This window comes from Nocardia sp. NPDC051756 (assembly GCF_040681495.1).
Classification (GTDB): domain Bacteria; phylum Actinomycetota; class Actinomycetes; order Mycobacteriales; family Mycobacteriaceae; genus Nocardia.
Genome location: NZ_JBFAYV010000001.1, coordinates 110799 through 124854, shown reverse-complemented (window position 1 = coordinate 124854; position 14056 = coordinate 110799). Strand labels below are relative to the sequence as shown.

Below are 14056 nucleotides of genomic sequence, written 5' to 3'. Positions count from 1 at the left end.
TGATATGAACTAGAACTATCACAGTTCGAACCATGAGCGCTAGACTCGGAGCAATGACCCGCCAGCCCCCGCCGGCCGTGGACACCGAGCTCGACCGGGACGTCTGCAAGCTGGTGCACCAGTTCACCCACCGGCTCGACGTGCACGTCCGGCGCGTCGCCGAACAGCTGGAACTCACCCCGTCCCAGGTCATCGCGCTGCGCGAACTGTCGGAACCGATCACCGCGCGCGAGCTCGCCACCCGGATGTCCTGCGAGCCGTCCAACGCGACCTTCGTCCTCGATCGACTCGAGCAGCAGGAATTGATCCGCCGCGAACCTCATCCAACCGACCGGCGGGCCAAACAGATCGTGCTCACCCCGGCCGGCCGGCAGCGTCGCGCCGACGCGGTCGAGCTGCTCGGCGCCGAGTCCCCACTCACCTCGCTCACCGCCGCGCAGCAGAAGGCCCTGCGCGATCTACTCCACGCCATGACCGAGGACTGACCTCTTGAAATAGACATACGTACGCACGTATTGTTTGTTTCATGACCGTGGCCATCCCCACCACCGAAGAAACCGATCCGTTCTGCCTGCCACCCCTGGCGGCCGCGGCACTGATCTACGACGCCCCCTGGCAACGATTCGCCGTCATCGGCGACAGCCTGTCCGCCGGCACCGGCGACCCCAGCCCGGGCTACGCCACCCTCGGCTGGAGCGACCGCGTGGCCGACGTCCTGCGCCGGGTGCACCCCGATCTCGCGTATCTCAACACCGCGGAGATCGGCGCGACTACCCCGGAAACCCTTCGGCACCAAGCGGATCGAATGCTGGAGTTCGCCCCCGACCTCCTGCACCTACCGTCCGGCGCGAACGACATCGTCCGCCGCACACCGGATTTCGGTGAGATCGAACAGATTCTGCGCGACATGTACCGGATGGCGGCGAACACGGGCGCCCGGCTGACCGCCTTCACCCTCGGCAAAGCCTATGTCGTACCGGTCTTTCCGGACTGGCGCGACCGCGTCTGCCGGGTCAACGACCTGACCCGCAAGCTCGCCGCGGAATTCGACGCCACGGTGATCGACATGTGGCACCACCCGCTCAACGATCGCCCGAACCTGTTGAGCGCCGACGGTATTCACTTCGCCACCGCCGGGCAGGCGGTGCTCGCCACCGAGTACGTCAAGCAGCTCGCGCACCTGCTCGCCCCCGCGCTGCGGGCCGTCCAGGACAGCCCGCCGCGGTGGGACTACTGATCCTTGGGCAGAGCGGCTTTCGCTTCCTCGTAACCGCCGGTCGGCGCGGCGTCGTCCTTGGTGTAGACGAGGTGCAGCACACCGGTGCTGAACGTCTCCGAGGAGAGCAGCCGCAGCGGCAGCGTCGAATCGCTCTCGTCGAACAACCGCAGGCCCTTGCCGACCGTGATCGGGTGCACCAGCAGATGCAGCTCGTCCAGCAGTCCCGCCCGCAGCAGCTGGCGAACCACGGACACCGACCCGCTCATGCCGATATCGCCGCCGGGCTCGTTCTTCAGCGCGGTCACCGCCTCGACCAGATCGCCCTTCAGCACCTCGGAGTTGCGCCAGGGCAGGTCCAGGTCCTGATGCGTGACCACGATCTTGCGGGCATCGCCCATCGACTTGGCCATGCCCGCGTCCTCGCCGCCGGCGTTCTCGCGGTCCGGCCAGGCCGCCGCGAAGCCCTCGTAGGTCACCCGTCCGAGCAGCAGCGTGTCGGCGGTCCCCAGCTGCGCGGAGACCGCCGCACCCATCTCCTCGTTGAAGTACGGGAAGTGCCAGTCCTGCGGGTCCGCGACCACGCCGTCGAGGGCCACGAACATGCCTGCGGTGATTTTCCTCATTGTCCATCTCCTGGATCAGTAGTGCCGGTGTTGCCTGATCTGACGGAGCGGTGATCGGAAAATCATCGGTGCCGCGGGTCAGACCCGTTCAGCCTCCACTACCCAGATCGGCAGCAGCATCGAACCCTCCGCATCGAACTGGAGGTTCGCCCCGCTGCGGTCCATCACCGCCCGGAACTCCGGCGACGGCTTGATCGCGGTCAGCTTGTCGTTCCGCAGCTCGGTGAGGTTCCAGTCCGGCGCGCTGAAGGTGGCGCGCAGCTCGTCCTCGCCGATCGAGTACGGGGCGTAGGTCTCGCTGAAATCGGCTTTGGAGAAACAGAATTGGATCAATCGCGCGCCGGGTCGCATCACCCGGCGCAGCGCCGCCACGTGCTGGATGCGCTGTTCCGGATCGAGGCAATGCGCCAGCGCACTGCTGACCACCGTGTCGAACCGGTCGTCGTAGCCGGTCAGCACGGTCGCGTCCGCGACGGCGAACGACGCCGCGACACCGCTTTCGGTCGCCTTGGCCCGAGCCTTCTCGATCGCCGTCGGCGCGAAGTCCAAGCCGGTCACCTGGTAGCCGAGGCCGGCCAGATAGATCGTGGTATCGCCGGGGCCACAACCGATGTCGAGCACGTCGCCGGTGATCCGCCCCGCCTGCTCGAACTCGACGAGCAGCGGCTGCGGTCGGCCGATCTCCCACGGCAGCCGGTCCATGACCAGGCCCTCCACGATGGTGCCGCCCTGATAGGCCTGCTCGAAATCGATGCTCGACGGGTCGATCGCGGGTGTTCCGTCATTGTCAGTCATCACTAACCTGTCCCTCGCCTTGATGGTGGATCGGGAATTCGACGGATGAAGTCTAACCAGAAACGGAGTAAGTGTCTCCGGTTTGACGTGACATGCTTTCGCCGCGATTCAGCCGCCGACGGTGGACCCGTGGAAGGCCGCGCGGTAGCTGTGCGGGCTGGTGCCGACGACCCGCTTGAACCGATCCCGGAAGGCAGTGGGCGAACCGAAACCGACCTGTCCGGCGATCCGGTCCACCGGGTGCGCGGTGGATTCGAGCAGGTACTGCGCCTGGCGAATCCGGGCGCGCAGCAACCACTGCAACGGGGTGGTTCCGGTCTGCTCACGGAAGCGGCGATTGAGCGTGCGGGTGCTCATCCCGGCCTGCGCGGCGATATCGTCGAGGGTCAGATCCTTGGCGAAATTGTCTTGCAGCCAACGGGTTACGGGTTCCAGCACCGAGCCGCGCGGAGTCGGCGGCTGGTCGTGCACGATGAACTGCGCCTGTCCCCCTTCGCGTTCCAGCGGCACGACGGACAACCGGGCGGCGTCGGCGGCGATGGCCGACCCGTGATCGCGCCGAATCAGGTGCAGGCACAGGTCGATTCCCGCGGCGGCGCCCGCCGAGGTGAGCAGTTGACCGTTGTCCACGTAGAGCACGTCGGGGTCGACCTCGATGGCCGGATAGCGGGCGGCGAACTCGGTGGCCGCGGCCCAGTGCGTGGTCGCGCGCTGTCCGTCCAGCAGGCCGGTGTCGGCGAGGATGAACGCGCCGACGCAGATCGAGGCGATGCGGGTGCCCCGGGCGGCCGCCTGCCGCAGCGCGGCCAGGACCTCGTCCGGCACCGGCAGCGTGAGGTCGGCGCGGCCCGGCACGAGGATCGTGTCCGCGTCGGCCAATCCGGTCAGGTCGAACGGCGGCTGCAACGTGAACGCCCCGGCATCCACCGTCGGCGTGACACCGCAGACCCGCACCCGGTAGGCCGGTCGCCCGCCGGGCAGCCGGGCCGCGCCGAACACATCGATGGGGGTGGTCAGGTCTGACGGGATGACCTGGTCCAGCGCGAGCACAGCCACGACATGCATGACGCCAGGATAGGTGGCCGCCGGATTCGAGCCAATACCTCTGAACTGCACATATGAAGCAGATCACCAGGCCAGAGCATTTGGCGAGAATCGACCGGTGTGTGGCAGTTTCGCCCATTCCTCGCCGGTCGATTCGCCGCTAGCCTCGCCGCTGTGACGAAGTTTCTGCTGTCGGTCCACGTGCTGGCCGTGATCCTCGCCGTGGGACCGGTGACGGTCGCGGCAAGCATGTTCCCGCCGACCACGCGCCGAGCCCTGGCCGAACCCGGCAGCGAACCCGCCGTGCTGAGCACGCTGCACCGCATCTGCCGCGTCTACGCCTACCTCGGGATTCTGGTCCCCGTCTTCGGCGCGCTCACCGCACTCAGCCTCGGCGTGCTCACCGACACCTGGCTCGTCATCGCGATCGGCCTCACCGCGGCCGCCGCCGGCGTGCTCGCGTTGCTGATCCTGCCGGGCCAGCACAAAATTCTCGCCGATCTGCCCGGCGCGACGCCGACGCTGATCCGCCGACTCGGCATGGACACAGGCATTTTCAACCTGCTGTGGGTCGTCGTCACCGTGCTGATGATCGTCCGGCCGGGCTCGACTACCGGGGCCTGATCACTCCGGGGCGGCCATGTGCCGGATCGTCTCGCCGCCCTTGGCGTGGTGCAGCCGGCCGAACTTGCTGTCGAGCAGGTGCGCCATGCTGTCGGCCGCACCGCGAACCGCCTCTTCCAGCGTTTCGCCACGATGCGTGGCCGCGACCGGATGCTGTCCGGCGGGCCTGGCCTCGAGCACACACTGTTTGTCTTCCGGCCCGCCCTTGTCGCCGTTCTGGTCGGTCAGGTGGGCCTCGACCCGCGTCAGCTGTTCGCTGAAACGGTCGAGCACCGAAGCGATCTCGGCTTCCGCCCACCGCATCAGGTCTTCGCCGCCGTGGATGCCGCTTCCGGTATTGATCTGGATCTGCACAGCTTTCTCCATTCCGTTAGGTAGCAAACTCCACGAAACCGACACTACCTGCGTGACCCGAGTGGCCGAGGTCATAAGCGGAAGGCCCGGTCCGCGTCGGACCGGGCCTGCACCGCCGTGACCTCAGGCGCGGCGGCCCCGATTGCGGGCCACGATGCTGAGCGCGATCAGCGGCCCGACCACCGCGATCATCAGCACCGGCGACAGCCACGCCATGGTGTGGATCGGCAGCTGGTAGGCCAGCACGATCCGGATCGCGGCCTCGAACATCAGGCCCGCGCCCCACAGCACGGTCAGCACGGTGAAGGCGCGGCGCTTCGCCGGATCGGTGCGGTAGGCCGTCTCCAGCTCGGCGACCTTCGCCGGACCGCCCGCGCTGACCGCCTTGCGCGCCACCAGGTAGGTCAGCGGCTTGCCGATCATGGCGCTGATCAGGAACGCGAGACCGATCAGCACCGTCGCCGCGGAATCCTTGACGATCATCATCCGCGGGTCACCACTGATCAGCGACGCGACGAGCCCGAAAACGAAGCCGCCCAGGATGATCGCCGACATCAGCTCCAAGCGCCGGGACCGGATCGCCTGCCCGATCACCATCAGCGCCGAGACCACGGTGCCGGCGAGCAGCCCGGCGAAATCGCTGTAGCCGAGTGCGTGCAGGACGAAGTACGCGCCGACCGGGACGGCGATGTCGCGGGCGATCGACGCCACCCAGGCGTACTGCTTGACCGGCGACTCGACCGGCTGGTCGATCTTGCTGGTGTCGGATGCGGTGATGGTCATCGGATGCTCCTCGTCGGCGTATTCAGCGGTGCGCTACGAGAATTGACGCTACGGAGACCGGCCGGCGCGCAGATCTGTCAACCATCACGACTACGGCATGACACATGTCATGCCGGGCTATCTGGCCAGGAAACCCTTGTCGACAGGGATCTGAGCGCCGGTGATGACGCCGGAGGAGTCCCCCGCGAGCCACACCACGACCTCGGAGATCTCCTCCGGTTCGACCAGCCCGTCGGTCCTGAGCAGGTTCGGCGGGAAGCTGTAGACGAAGGTCGGGTGCTGCTCGAACATCGAGTACATCGACGTGTCGTTGCCGAGCGGGGTGTTGGTGCCGTACGGCAGCACCGTGTTCGCCCGGATGCCGTACTCGCCGAGCTCGACGGCCAGCGACTTGGTCAGGCCGACGACGCCGAATTTGCTTGCGGTGTAATGCCCGCAGCCGGGCGGCGCCTTGACCCCGGCCGAGGAACTCACGGTGATGATCGAGCCGCCGTTGCCCGCCTCGATCATCGCGGGCACCGTCGCCTTGACCGTGTTCCACACCCCGACCAGGTTCACGTCGATGGCCTCCTGGAACTGCTCGGCGGAGATCTCCCAGAGCCGGCCCCAACTGCACACGCCGGCATTGGCGACCACGATGTCGAGGCGGCCGAAGGTGGCGATGATCTCGGCCACGACGTCCTGCTGTCCGGTCAGGTCGCGCACGTCGACCTGCTTGGTCAGAATCTTGCGCCCCTCGGCCTCGACCAGGCGGGCGGTCTCGGCGAGATCCTCCGGCTCGGCCATCGGATAGCCGCTGAACTTCGCGCTCTGCGCGCAGACGTCGATGGCGACGATGTCGGCGCCGGCGCGGGCCAGCCGGACCGCGTGCGAACGTCCTTGTCCGCGAGCGGCTCCGGTCACCAGCGCTACTTTTCCGGCGAGTGCGGTCATAGTGTTCCCTCGATTCTCGATGGATTCAGTTGTGGGAGGTGAAGGAGTAGTCGTCGATCGACGAGAACCGGCTGAACCACATTGCGCCACTGATGGTTTGCGGCCGGTAATAGAGCGCCTCGCCCTGCGAGTTGACGAAATAGGTGCGCAGGCCGGGATTGCAGTCGGCGGTGTAGGTGCTGATCACCTTGCCGTGCCGGTTCATCTTGCGGACCCAGCGGGCGAACGCCTCGGTACGGACCTGTGCGACAGCCGCTTCCCGACGCTTGGCCTCGGTGATCACCCGGACCGCGTGGCGCGCGGTGAGATCGACGAAGGTGTGCCAGGCCGCGCCGACGAAGCCCTGGGGTGCGACGAGGGCCCAGCGGTTGGGCAGGCCGGGGTGCGAGGACCCGCCATAGCTGCGTAGGCCGTTGCCGCGATACTCGTGGGCAAGGTCGAAACCGTTGGGGCCCAAAGTTGTTCCGGGCTGATAGGTCTCCGGATCAGTGAACAGCTCGTAGCCGGTGGCCAGGACGATGAGGTCGTACGGGCGGTCCGTGCCGTCGGCCGTGCGAATGCCGTCGGCGGTGATTCGTTCGATCGGGTTCGCGACCAGCGACGCGGAGTCCGACTCGAGGGCGGCGAAGAAGCTGCTGGACAACACCGGACGCTTGGCGAGGATGCCGTAGCGCGGGACCAGTGCCGCCCGGTCGGCGTCGTCGCTGATCTTGCGCCGCAACAGGACTCGGTACAGTCCGCGCCAGATCTTGTCGTACTGCGGGAGCACGGCGGCCAGTAGCCGGCGTGGCAGGAGCGGAAGGACGTTGCAGATCAGTTGCAGCGGTAGCTCCATGGCCGCCAGTACCGCTCCGTTGATCGCCGCGGCCACTCCTGGCATTGCCAGAATCCGTTGTGCGCGGGGCGAAAAGGCGAAGTCCGGCTTGGGCAGGATCCACGAGGGTGTGCGCTGATAGACATCCACCTGCTCGGCTTCGTCGAGGACCGCCGCGACGATCTGCACCGAACTGGATCCGGTCCCGATCACGGCGACTCGTTTACCGCAGCACGAGTATTCGGCATCCCAGGCATTCGGGCGCAGGATCGTCCCGCCGAATTCGTCGGCGCCCGGGATGGCGTCGGTCGACTTCGCGTTGATGTATCCGCCGACCGCGTTGATGACGAACCGCGCCCGGACCGGCTCGTCGCCGGCGATGGCGAGCGCCCAGACCTGGTCTTGCTCGTCCCACACCTCGCGTTCCACCGCGCAGTTGCCGCGAAAGTACTTGTACAGGTGCAGATCCTCGGCGACCTGCTGGTTGTACCGCTGGATCTCGGCGCCTTCGGGGAACAGCCGCGACCAATCCGCCTTGCGGGCGAACGGGAATTGATAGAACAGCGTCGGAATATCTACGGCGAGACCGGGATACACATTGTCGCGCCAGCTGCCGCCGAACTCGCCCGCGCGCTCCAGGATGACGAAATTCGTTATCCCGGAACGTAATAGGTGATAGGCCGCGGTGATTCCGCCGGGACCGGCGCCGATGATTGCGACCTCGAAGTCGTCACTTGCCATGTTGTTTGCACTCTCTAGGTATTGCGGGGCGCGAGACCGTTGAGCAGGAAGTCACCGGTGCGCGCCCGCACGTCGTCCGGGCCGGCGAAATCGGCCACCACGAACGGCAGGATCTCCAGGCTGAGCAGCACCCGGACGATCCAGTCGCCCGCGTGCAACGGCTCCAGCCCGCGGGCGATCTCGCCGCGCTCCTGCGCCTCGATCACCAGCGTCGCCCAGAACGCGGCCCAGCTGTGGCACAGGTGGTCGCCGTAGTGTTCGAGCAGCGTGGCGATGATGCTCTCGGTGCGCAGCGCGGGTGAGAAGGTTTGCGGCGTCTTGACGTGGTCGTAGATCATCGCCGCCGCCTCGCCGATCTGCTCGCGCAGCGTCGGCAGCGGCCGGACGCCCGCCGCCAATCCCTCGATGAAGGCGTTGCACAGGTAGGCGAGCCCGGCGTTGATCGCGGTTTCCTTGTCGCCGAAGCCGTTGTAGACCGTCCCGCGGGACACCCCCGCGATCTTGGCCACCTCGGTCAGCCGAAATCCGTTGACCCCGTGGCGCCGAACGCATTCCGCCGCGCCGAGGACCAGTTCGATCGAGGCCTCACCCCGGGGTGCCTCCGGCGCCACACTGCTCATATTGAACATATTGCGTCAACTTGTTCAATGCGTCAAGAGTGCGATAGCCGACCTGATGTCGAAGATATGAACTAGTGAGCGGCTACGCGCGCGTCAATCCCACAGCGCCGCAACGACGGTCTGGTAGTCGCACGGCGCGAGCGTCGACCGTCCGGTGGCCAGCAACCACCGCTCGACCGCGCGATCGCCATCGGTGCGATACGTGCGTTCCGCACCGCGCGCGATCTCGATGACCCCGCGCTGCACCCGCACGGTCTCCTCGTCCGACAGCTGCGCGACGAAACCCTTGTAGGCACCGTCGTTTTCGCCGTCACCCGCGCTCGCCCGCGGCGCCGCGGCGATCAACCCGTGTAGCTGCGCCTCGTCCCCCGGCGCCAGTAGCCACTTCGGATTGGGCTGGTCGGCATGGATATCGAGCTCGACCTTGATCATGACGGTCCCCTTCTGAATGGGGTGATGGTAGCCCCGCTCCGCCGCGCTCACCACTCGGCGAAACAAATTCTGACCAGGCAATTCCGACTGTCCTGTTCGCTCCTACGATGGGGTGTGCGCAACCACGTCGACCGACCCGGATTCCTCCGCGAACTGCGGCTCGCGCCGAACGCCGTCGACATGGACGAATATCCGTTTTGCCTGCCTGCCGTAACCCAGCTCGCGCGGGCCGGCGGCCTCGCCCTGTCGCCGGGCGTCACCTTCCTGGTCGGCGAGAACGGCAGCGGCAAGTCCACTCTCGTCGAGGCGCTGGCGGTGGCCGTCGGGATGAATCCGGAAGGCGGCAGCCAGCACTACCGCTTCAGCACTCGATCGACCGAGTCCGTCCTCGGCGACCATTTGGTGGTCAAGTGGGGTACCCGCAAGCGCTGTCACCTCGCGGTTGCATGACCGTGCTGGCGCTGCTGGCCGACCTGACCGCCCGAGGCTGCCAGTTCGTGGTGGCGACCCACTCCCCGATCCTGCTCGCGCTGCCCGGCGCGACCATCTATGAGATCGCTGAGGACGGTGACATCGCCGAGGTCGCCTTCGATCAGGCGCTACCGGTCCGGCTGACCAGGGACTTCCTCGCCGAACCGGACCGCTACCTGCGACATCTGGTCGACCGGGACTGAGCCAGGCTCAGCCGCCGAAGACATTGCAGCCGTAGCCCAGGTGCACGCCGTTGCCGACCCGCAGGTCCACACTCGCGATCACGGTGTCGTCGGGCGCCTGCACCGCGCTGATCGTGTGCAGGCCCTGCGTCGCGGGCACCCAATCCACCAGCGCGACACCGCCGGACGGTTTCACCAGGGCGAACGGAATTCCGTTGTCGTAGAACACAACCGGCTGCACCACATCGGTCAGCTTCGCTTTCGCCTGATACGTGCAGCCGGTCCCGTAATTGGTCGCGGACCCGAAATTGATCCCCGGCGACATACCGACCTGCGTCACCGTCGCACCCGCCCCCGGCATGGCACATACCGCCGCGGCCCCCACCATTCCCGCAACAACCCCGACTCGCATCCAGATGGTTCTATCCGTCATGAATTTGGTCCTCAGTCCTGGGCACCGGAGCACCACGCACCGGCGAGATACCTTGCATCCTCACTCGCCGAACCGATCGGCGTGACACAAACCGCCGAATGTTTCAGATCATTCGCCGGATGTCCTCGGCGATACCGGGCAGTGGCGCTTTGTCACCGATCGAGGCGAACCAGTCCCAGAGTTCGAGCGCGTGATAGAGGCGATAGAGCGTCGATCGCGCGGACCAGTCCGCCGGGAGGCGACCATAACCTTCCGCAAGGGCCGCTCGCTTTACCGGGTCGCCGTGCACGGAGTAGTAATCGGCCTTCGCCAGATCCAGGAGTGGGTCGCCGGCCAGCGCGTTCTCCACATCGATGAAACCGGTCATCGTCCAGTTGTCCGCATTGCGTTCGACGAGCACGTTTCCTTCGTGGAAATCGTTGTGGCACAACACCGGACCTTCGCAGCGACCGAACAATTCGATCCGGTTCGCGACATAGGCGTGAATACCGGCATACAGTGCCGGATCACCGCCAAGTTCCTCGAATTCGGCAAGCTTCTTCGCGAACTGACGCGTCATATAGGCGGTGTTGTCCGGTTCCGGATCGAGTATTCGAGTGGTCAGATAGCCGTAGGCCGGCTGCACTATCCGATGGATCGCCGCCAACGTCTCGCCCATCTCACGATAGACGCGGGCGATCTGCACCTCATCGAGATCTGCACTGACTTCGGAAAGCGGCCGACCAGGCAGCACCGTCATCACGGTGAACGCACCACCGAACGCGTCGATGTCCTGCTCAACCCGCAGAATCTCCGGCACCGGACCGATCCCGTGTGCGCGCAACAAACGGTAGACAAAGACCTCCTTGGCCTGCTTCCACCGCCACTGATCGGCATACACCTTCACGATCACCGGCTCCGCGGGCTCCGCGCACCGCACTTCGTAGACCGAACTCAATTGCCCGCCTGTGCGAATACGGACATCGGTCACCACCACATCCGGCCAGACCGAGCCGAGCATTGCGGTGGCTTGCCGATGGTCCGGAGCTCGATCGATCACGCCCCGAAGGTAGATCCATCGTCAGCCCAGATCGATCGAATTTCGCGCGGGCGCAGGCCGACACGAGCGAAAAGCGGGTATACGCTCGATGGATGACCAGTTCCGCCCCGTCCGCGCCGATCACCGTCTACTGGCGTTGGGGGTGCCCGTTCTGCCTGCGGCTCGGCGCGCGGCTGCGGCTGGCGCGGATTCCGTTCCGCCGGGTGGATATCCGCGACCCGAAGGCCGCGGCGGAGGTGCGGGCGATCACCGGCGGGGACGAGGTGACGCCGACCGTGATCGCGAACGGACACGAGCTCGTCAATCCGAGTATCGCCGAGGTCCGCGCAGCGCTGGCCGAACCACCGCGGACGCCATAGCGGCGAGGTTCGATTCAGTCAACGAGCAATTCGAACTTCACTAACGTATTCGTTGCCGCGACAGTTCTGGATGGGTGTAATTTCCGGTCATTTCCGATCATTGCGCTTACCCCCATAAACAACCCCTGACCTGGCATTTTGCCGAGCCATACAGCGTGCGCTAACCTTTGCGCGATCCATCGAGTTCCGACGTTCAGGCATGCGGCCGCCGCGCATCGCCTGCCCTTGCCGCCGCGATAACGCCCGGCAATCGGGCCCCGGACAATGCGATGGACGCCGTTCCACATTTCGCACGAGCATTGCCCAGAGCCTGCTTCAAATGTTTCAGCCGGCAGCTTCTGCCGAGAATCCATGACGCGCGGGAGCTCTTGGCTCGGCCACCGGCGTCGCCGAAACAGCAATGGGAGGTAGCGTTTCTATGCGCACATCAAAGGTCCTGGTCGGCAGCGCGATGGCGATTGCCGCGGCGATGCAGATCGGCATGGGCGGTATCGCATCGGCCGCAGACGGCGAGTCCCTCGGCATCGCCGCCGCCGCTCTCGATGGTGACAACCTGAAGGTCGACGTCCTCTACACCTGCCCCGCCGGCGCGAAGCACAAGATGCTCGCTGTCTTGGTCGAAGAACTCGACAAGGACGGCAAGGTCGTCGCCAAAAACGTGGGTACCGCAAAGCTCGTCGTTACCGACTACGACGATGAAAAGAAGGAGAACGTGGAGAAGCCGGGGTGCGACGGCGAGCCGCAGCGATTGACCGTCACCGTCGAGCCCGATGACGAGATGAAATGGACGAAGGGCGCAATGGGCAACGTCACCGTGTCATTCACCGATGACATCGAGTTCAATGCGAAGCAAAGCAACCTGAAGTTCGTCGCCGAGTAGGACACCGACGACTGGGTCGCGGTCGACGATTCACATGAACGACGACTCCTTGGTCAACTCAAGGGACTCGTCACCCCCGGTGATGATCGGCTGACAGTTGCCGACACCGACCGCGCCGGTGGAATCGGTTACCCGGACCACGGTGTCGCGGATCTGATGTAAGCGGCGGGCGGATTCATAGGTGGAGCAGTCCTCGATCCGCTCGCCGTCTACGTGCAGTCCGGGACCGAGCCAGGAACCGTGGTGCCGCCCTTCGAAGCCGAAGTAGAGACCGGCCCCGAGGTGGAATCCGGTGTCCGACACCGCTTCCAAGGTCAGCACTCGCTCGGTACCGTCCTCGGACGTCGCGTGGATCTCACCGCCGCGCAGCCGCCGATTGTCCGGATCGAAGGACAGCTCGGGCACCAGATCCTTCCACTTCTCGAACCGGCCGTCCGCGTGCTCGATCCCACCCATCACCGTTTTGCTGAAAAACCCGTCCAGCTGGACGATTTGGTAATGCAGGTGCAGTCCGTACCGCGACCCGTCCGGGCGGGTCATCAGGATCGGCGCCCAGATCATCCGGAACGACACCTCCGGCGGCAGATCCATCGACTCCACATCGCCGAGCGGCACCCCGACGTCGTACCGCACACCCCACGAGTGGTCCCTGGTCGACACCCAGTCCTCGAACGTGGTCCGCACCCCGTCGATGCTCACCCACCCTGAGGCAGTACCGATTTGGTGATACCGCACCAGATCCGACATCACCCGGTATCCGCGCCGCAGGTACGTGCGATCCTCGAGCTGCGCGGGCAGCGCCGCCTCGAAGGTCCACTCGAAAGCGACCGGCTGACAGTCGTTTTCCGCCAAGCTGAACCGAATCTGCTGTAGCGGCTCCACGATCTCGTACTGGATCGGCCCCACCGACAACGCTTCCGGCGTGGGCAGCAACGTCCGGCTCCCCCGCACCGTCACCTGCTCGACGCCCCGCGAAACCCCCGCGTACCCGTCGAGCACATTGCGATTCTTGTACTGCCCCAACCCGAACCCCAGCTGCACCGACCCATCCGGCGCACACGCCATCGCGCACACCTTCTCGGTCCAGGCCAGGTCACTGGTGCCGACCGTCGCGACGGTATCGACGATCTGATGGTTGAAACCTTCGTCAGCAGCCCCGAGCGGCCCAATCGGATTCACACCGCCCGTCGTAACACGCGGCCCGAACCCCCGTCGACCAGCGATCCCACCCACCGGGCACCGACGAGTCGACGCACCGCTCAGCGGCGGCGGAACCGGGCGCGCGGGATTTGGCCGTCGGCGGGTGTGGGCCCCTGGCGTTCGCTGGCGAGGGCGAGCATGGCCAATCCTGTGTCACGAATCAGCATGTCGAGATCATCGACCAGGGCGGTGATGGTTTCCCGGACCTGAGGCTGCGCGGTGGGGTCGAGGTCGTCGAGCACATGGTGCAGTTGCAGGCCCACATCGAACAGGTGCCGGACCAGGCGATCGCTGGCATCCGCGAATTCCGTACTGCTACCAGGCGATTCGTAGGACATATCGACGGCTCGATGGGGGAGGCGGACGCGAGTGGAGCTGCCGGTGTAGCCGAGCCGTGCGGAATATGGCATGTGGTCCTCCTCGATCAAAACATGGCTCGACGCCACCCTCGAGCCACGCTTCGGGACCCACGGCGTTGCCTAATTTTACGGATACCCGTGCATTTTTCGC

Annotated in this window: 20 protein-coding genes; 7 read left to right on the top strand and 13 right to left on the bottom strand. The window is 65.8% G+C overall.

Translation table 11 applies throughout. From position 1 onward, the window contains the following. Positions 1 to 53 precede the first annotated feature (53 nt). Complete coding sequence (locus tag AB0M22_RS00645; protein WP_364719206.1) at positions 54 to 485, top strand: MarR family transcriptional regulator; 432 nt, start codon at positions 54 to 56, stop codon at positions 483 to 485. Positions 486 to 526: 41 nt separating this feature from the next. Beyond that, positions 527 to 1237 (top strand): SGNH/GDSL hydrolase family protein, encoded by a 711-nt coding sequence (locus AB0M22_RS00640; protein WP_364719204.1) that lies wholly within the window; start codon positions 527 to 529, stop codon positions 1235 to 1237. Here AB0M22_RS00640 and AB0M22_RS00635 read toward each other — a convergent pair. The 3 genes from AB0M22_RS00635 to AB0M22_RS00625 form a co-directional block, all read right to left on the bottom strand. Further along, complete coding sequence (locus AB0M22_RS00635; protein WP_364719201.1) at positions 1231 to 1842, bottom strand: dihydrofolate reductase family protein; 612 nt, start codon at positions 1840 to 1842, stop codon at positions 1231 to 1233. The genes AB0M22_RS00640 and AB0M22_RS00635 overlap by 7 nt on opposite strands. A 78-nt stretch (positions 1843 to 1920) precedes the next feature. Beyond that, entirely contained in the window at positions 1921 to 2637 is a 717-nt protein-coding gene (locus AB0M22_RS00630) for a class I SAM-dependent methyltransferase (protein WP_364719199.1), read from the bottom strand. 108 nt (positions 2638 to 2745) lie between these two features. Continuing rightward, positions 2746 to 3702, bottom strand: coding sequence for a helix-turn-helix domain-containing protein (locus AB0M22_RS00625; RefSeq protein WP_364719197.1), 957 nt, complete (start codon positions 3700 to 3702; stop codon positions 2746 to 2748). 153 nt (positions 3703 to 3855) lie between these two features. Between AB0M22_RS00625 and AB0M22_RS00620 the strand changes: the two genes are divergently transcribed. After that, on the top strand, positions 3856 to 4305 hold the full coding sequence (locus AB0M22_RS00620; RefSeq protein ID WP_364719194.1) for a hypothetical protein: 450 nt from the start codon (positions 3856 to 3858) through the stop codon (positions 4303 to 4305). On the opposite strand, the gene AB0M22_RS00615 is transcribed toward AB0M22_RS00620, so the two are convergent. The 6 genes from AB0M22_RS00615 to AB0M22_RS00590 form a co-directional block, all read right to left on the bottom strand. Then, entirely contained in the window at positions 4306 to 4659 is a 354-nt protein-coding gene (locus tag AB0M22_RS00615) for an HPF/RaiA family ribosome-associated protein (protein ID WP_150402653.1), read from the bottom strand. Positions 4660 to 4782: 123 nt separating this feature from the next. Further along, positions 4783 to 5442, bottom strand: a complete 660-nt coding sequence (locus AB0M22_RS00610; protein ID WP_364719192.1) for a VC0807 family protein — start codon at positions 5440 to 5442, stop codon at positions 4783 to 4785. 117 nt (positions 5443 to 5559) lie between these two features. Next, complete coding sequence (locus AB0M22_RS00605; protein ID WP_364719190.1) at positions 5560 to 6375, bottom strand: mycofactocin-coupled SDR family oxidoreductase; 816 nt, start codon at positions 6373 to 6375, stop codon at positions 5560 to 5562. Positions 6376 to 6400: 25 nt separating this feature from the next. Beyond that, on the bottom strand, positions 6401 to 7930 hold the full coding sequence (locus AB0M22_RS00600; RefSeq protein ID WP_364719188.1) for an NAD(P)/FAD-dependent oxidoreductase: 1530 nt from the start codon (positions 7928 to 7930) through the stop codon (positions 6401 to 6403). Positions 7931 to 7944: 14 nt separating this feature from the next. Then, the gene (locus AB0M22_RS00595) at positions 7945 to 8550 is read right to left on the bottom strand and encodes a TetR/AcrR family transcriptional regulator (protein ID WP_364719186.1); all 606 of its coding nucleotides are present in this window, start codon (positions 8548 to 8550) and stop codon (positions 7945 to 7947) included. 93 nt (positions 8551 to 8643) lie between these two features. Next, the gene (locus tag AB0M22_RS00590; RefSeq protein WP_364719183.1) at positions 8644 to 8982 is read right to left on the bottom strand and encodes a hypothetical protein; all 339 of its coding nucleotides are present in this window, start codon (positions 8980 to 8982) and stop codon (positions 8644 to 8646) included. A gap of 114 nt (positions 8983 to 9096) precedes the next feature. Here AB0M22_RS00590 and AB0M22_RS00585 point away from each other — a divergent pair, with 114 nt between their 5' ends. Together AB0M22_RS00585 and AB0M22_RS00580 are read left to right on the top strand one after the other, a co-directional pair. Then, on the top strand, positions 9097 to 9432 hold the full coding sequence (locus tag AB0M22_RS00585; RefSeq protein WP_364719181.1) for an AAA family ATPase: 336 nt from the start codon (positions 9097 to 9099) through the stop codon (positions 9430 to 9432). Next, a complete protein-coding gene (locus AB0M22_RS00580) occupies positions 9429 to 9656 on the top strand; it encodes a hypothetical protein (protein WP_364719179.1) in 228 nt (75 codons plus the stop codon). The genes AB0M22_RS00585 and AB0M22_RS00580 overlap by 4 nt, the downstream gene beginning before the upstream one ends. 7 nt (positions 9657 to 9663) lie before the next feature. Here the strand turns inward: AB0M22_RS00580 and AB0M22_RS00575 are convergent, their stop codons facing one another. Together AB0M22_RS00575 and AB0M22_RS00570 are read right to left on the bottom strand one after the other, a co-directional pair. Then, positions 9664 to 10068, bottom strand: coding sequence for a hypothetical protein (locus AB0M22_RS00575; protein ID WP_364719177.1), 405 nt, complete (start codon positions 10066 to 10068; stop codon positions 9664 to 9666). A 103-nt stretch (positions 10069 to 10171) separates the two neighbouring features. After that, positions 10172 to 11107 (bottom strand): aminoglycoside phosphotransferase family protein, encoded by a 936-nt coding sequence (locus AB0M22_RS00570; RefSeq protein ID WP_364719175.1) that lies wholly within the window; start codon positions 11105 to 11107, stop codon positions 10172 to 10174. Between the two features lie 92 nt (positions 11108 to 11199). Here AB0M22_RS00570 and AB0M22_RS00565 point away from each other — a divergent pair, with 92 nt between their 5' ends. Beyond that, positions 11200 to 11466, top strand: coding sequence for a glutaredoxin domain-containing protein (locus AB0M22_RS00565; protein ID WP_364719173.1), 267 nt, complete (start codon positions 11200 to 11202; stop codon positions 11464 to 11466). A 451-nt stretch (positions 11467 to 11917) separates the two neighbouring features. Then, entirely contained in the window at positions 11918 to 12346 is a 429-nt protein-coding gene (locus AB0M22_RS00560; RefSeq protein WP_364719170.1) for a hypothetical protein, read from the top strand. A gap of 30 nt (positions 12347 to 12376) precedes the next feature. Here the strand turns inward: AB0M22_RS00560 and AB0M22_RS00555 are convergent, their stop codons facing one another. Both AB0M22_RS00555 and AB0M22_RS00550 read right to left on the bottom strand, forming a co-directional pair. Continuing rightward, entirely contained in the window at positions 12377 to 13525 is a 1149-nt protein-coding gene (locus tag AB0M22_RS00555; protein WP_364719168.1) for a hypothetical protein, read from the bottom strand. Positions 13526 to 13605: 80 nt separating this feature from the next. Beyond that, a complete protein-coding gene (locus tag AB0M22_RS00550; RefSeq protein WP_364719166.1) occupies positions 13606 to 13956 on the bottom strand; it encodes a hypothetical protein in 351 nt (116 codons plus the stop codon). Positions 13957 to 14056 lie beyond the last annotated feature (100 nt).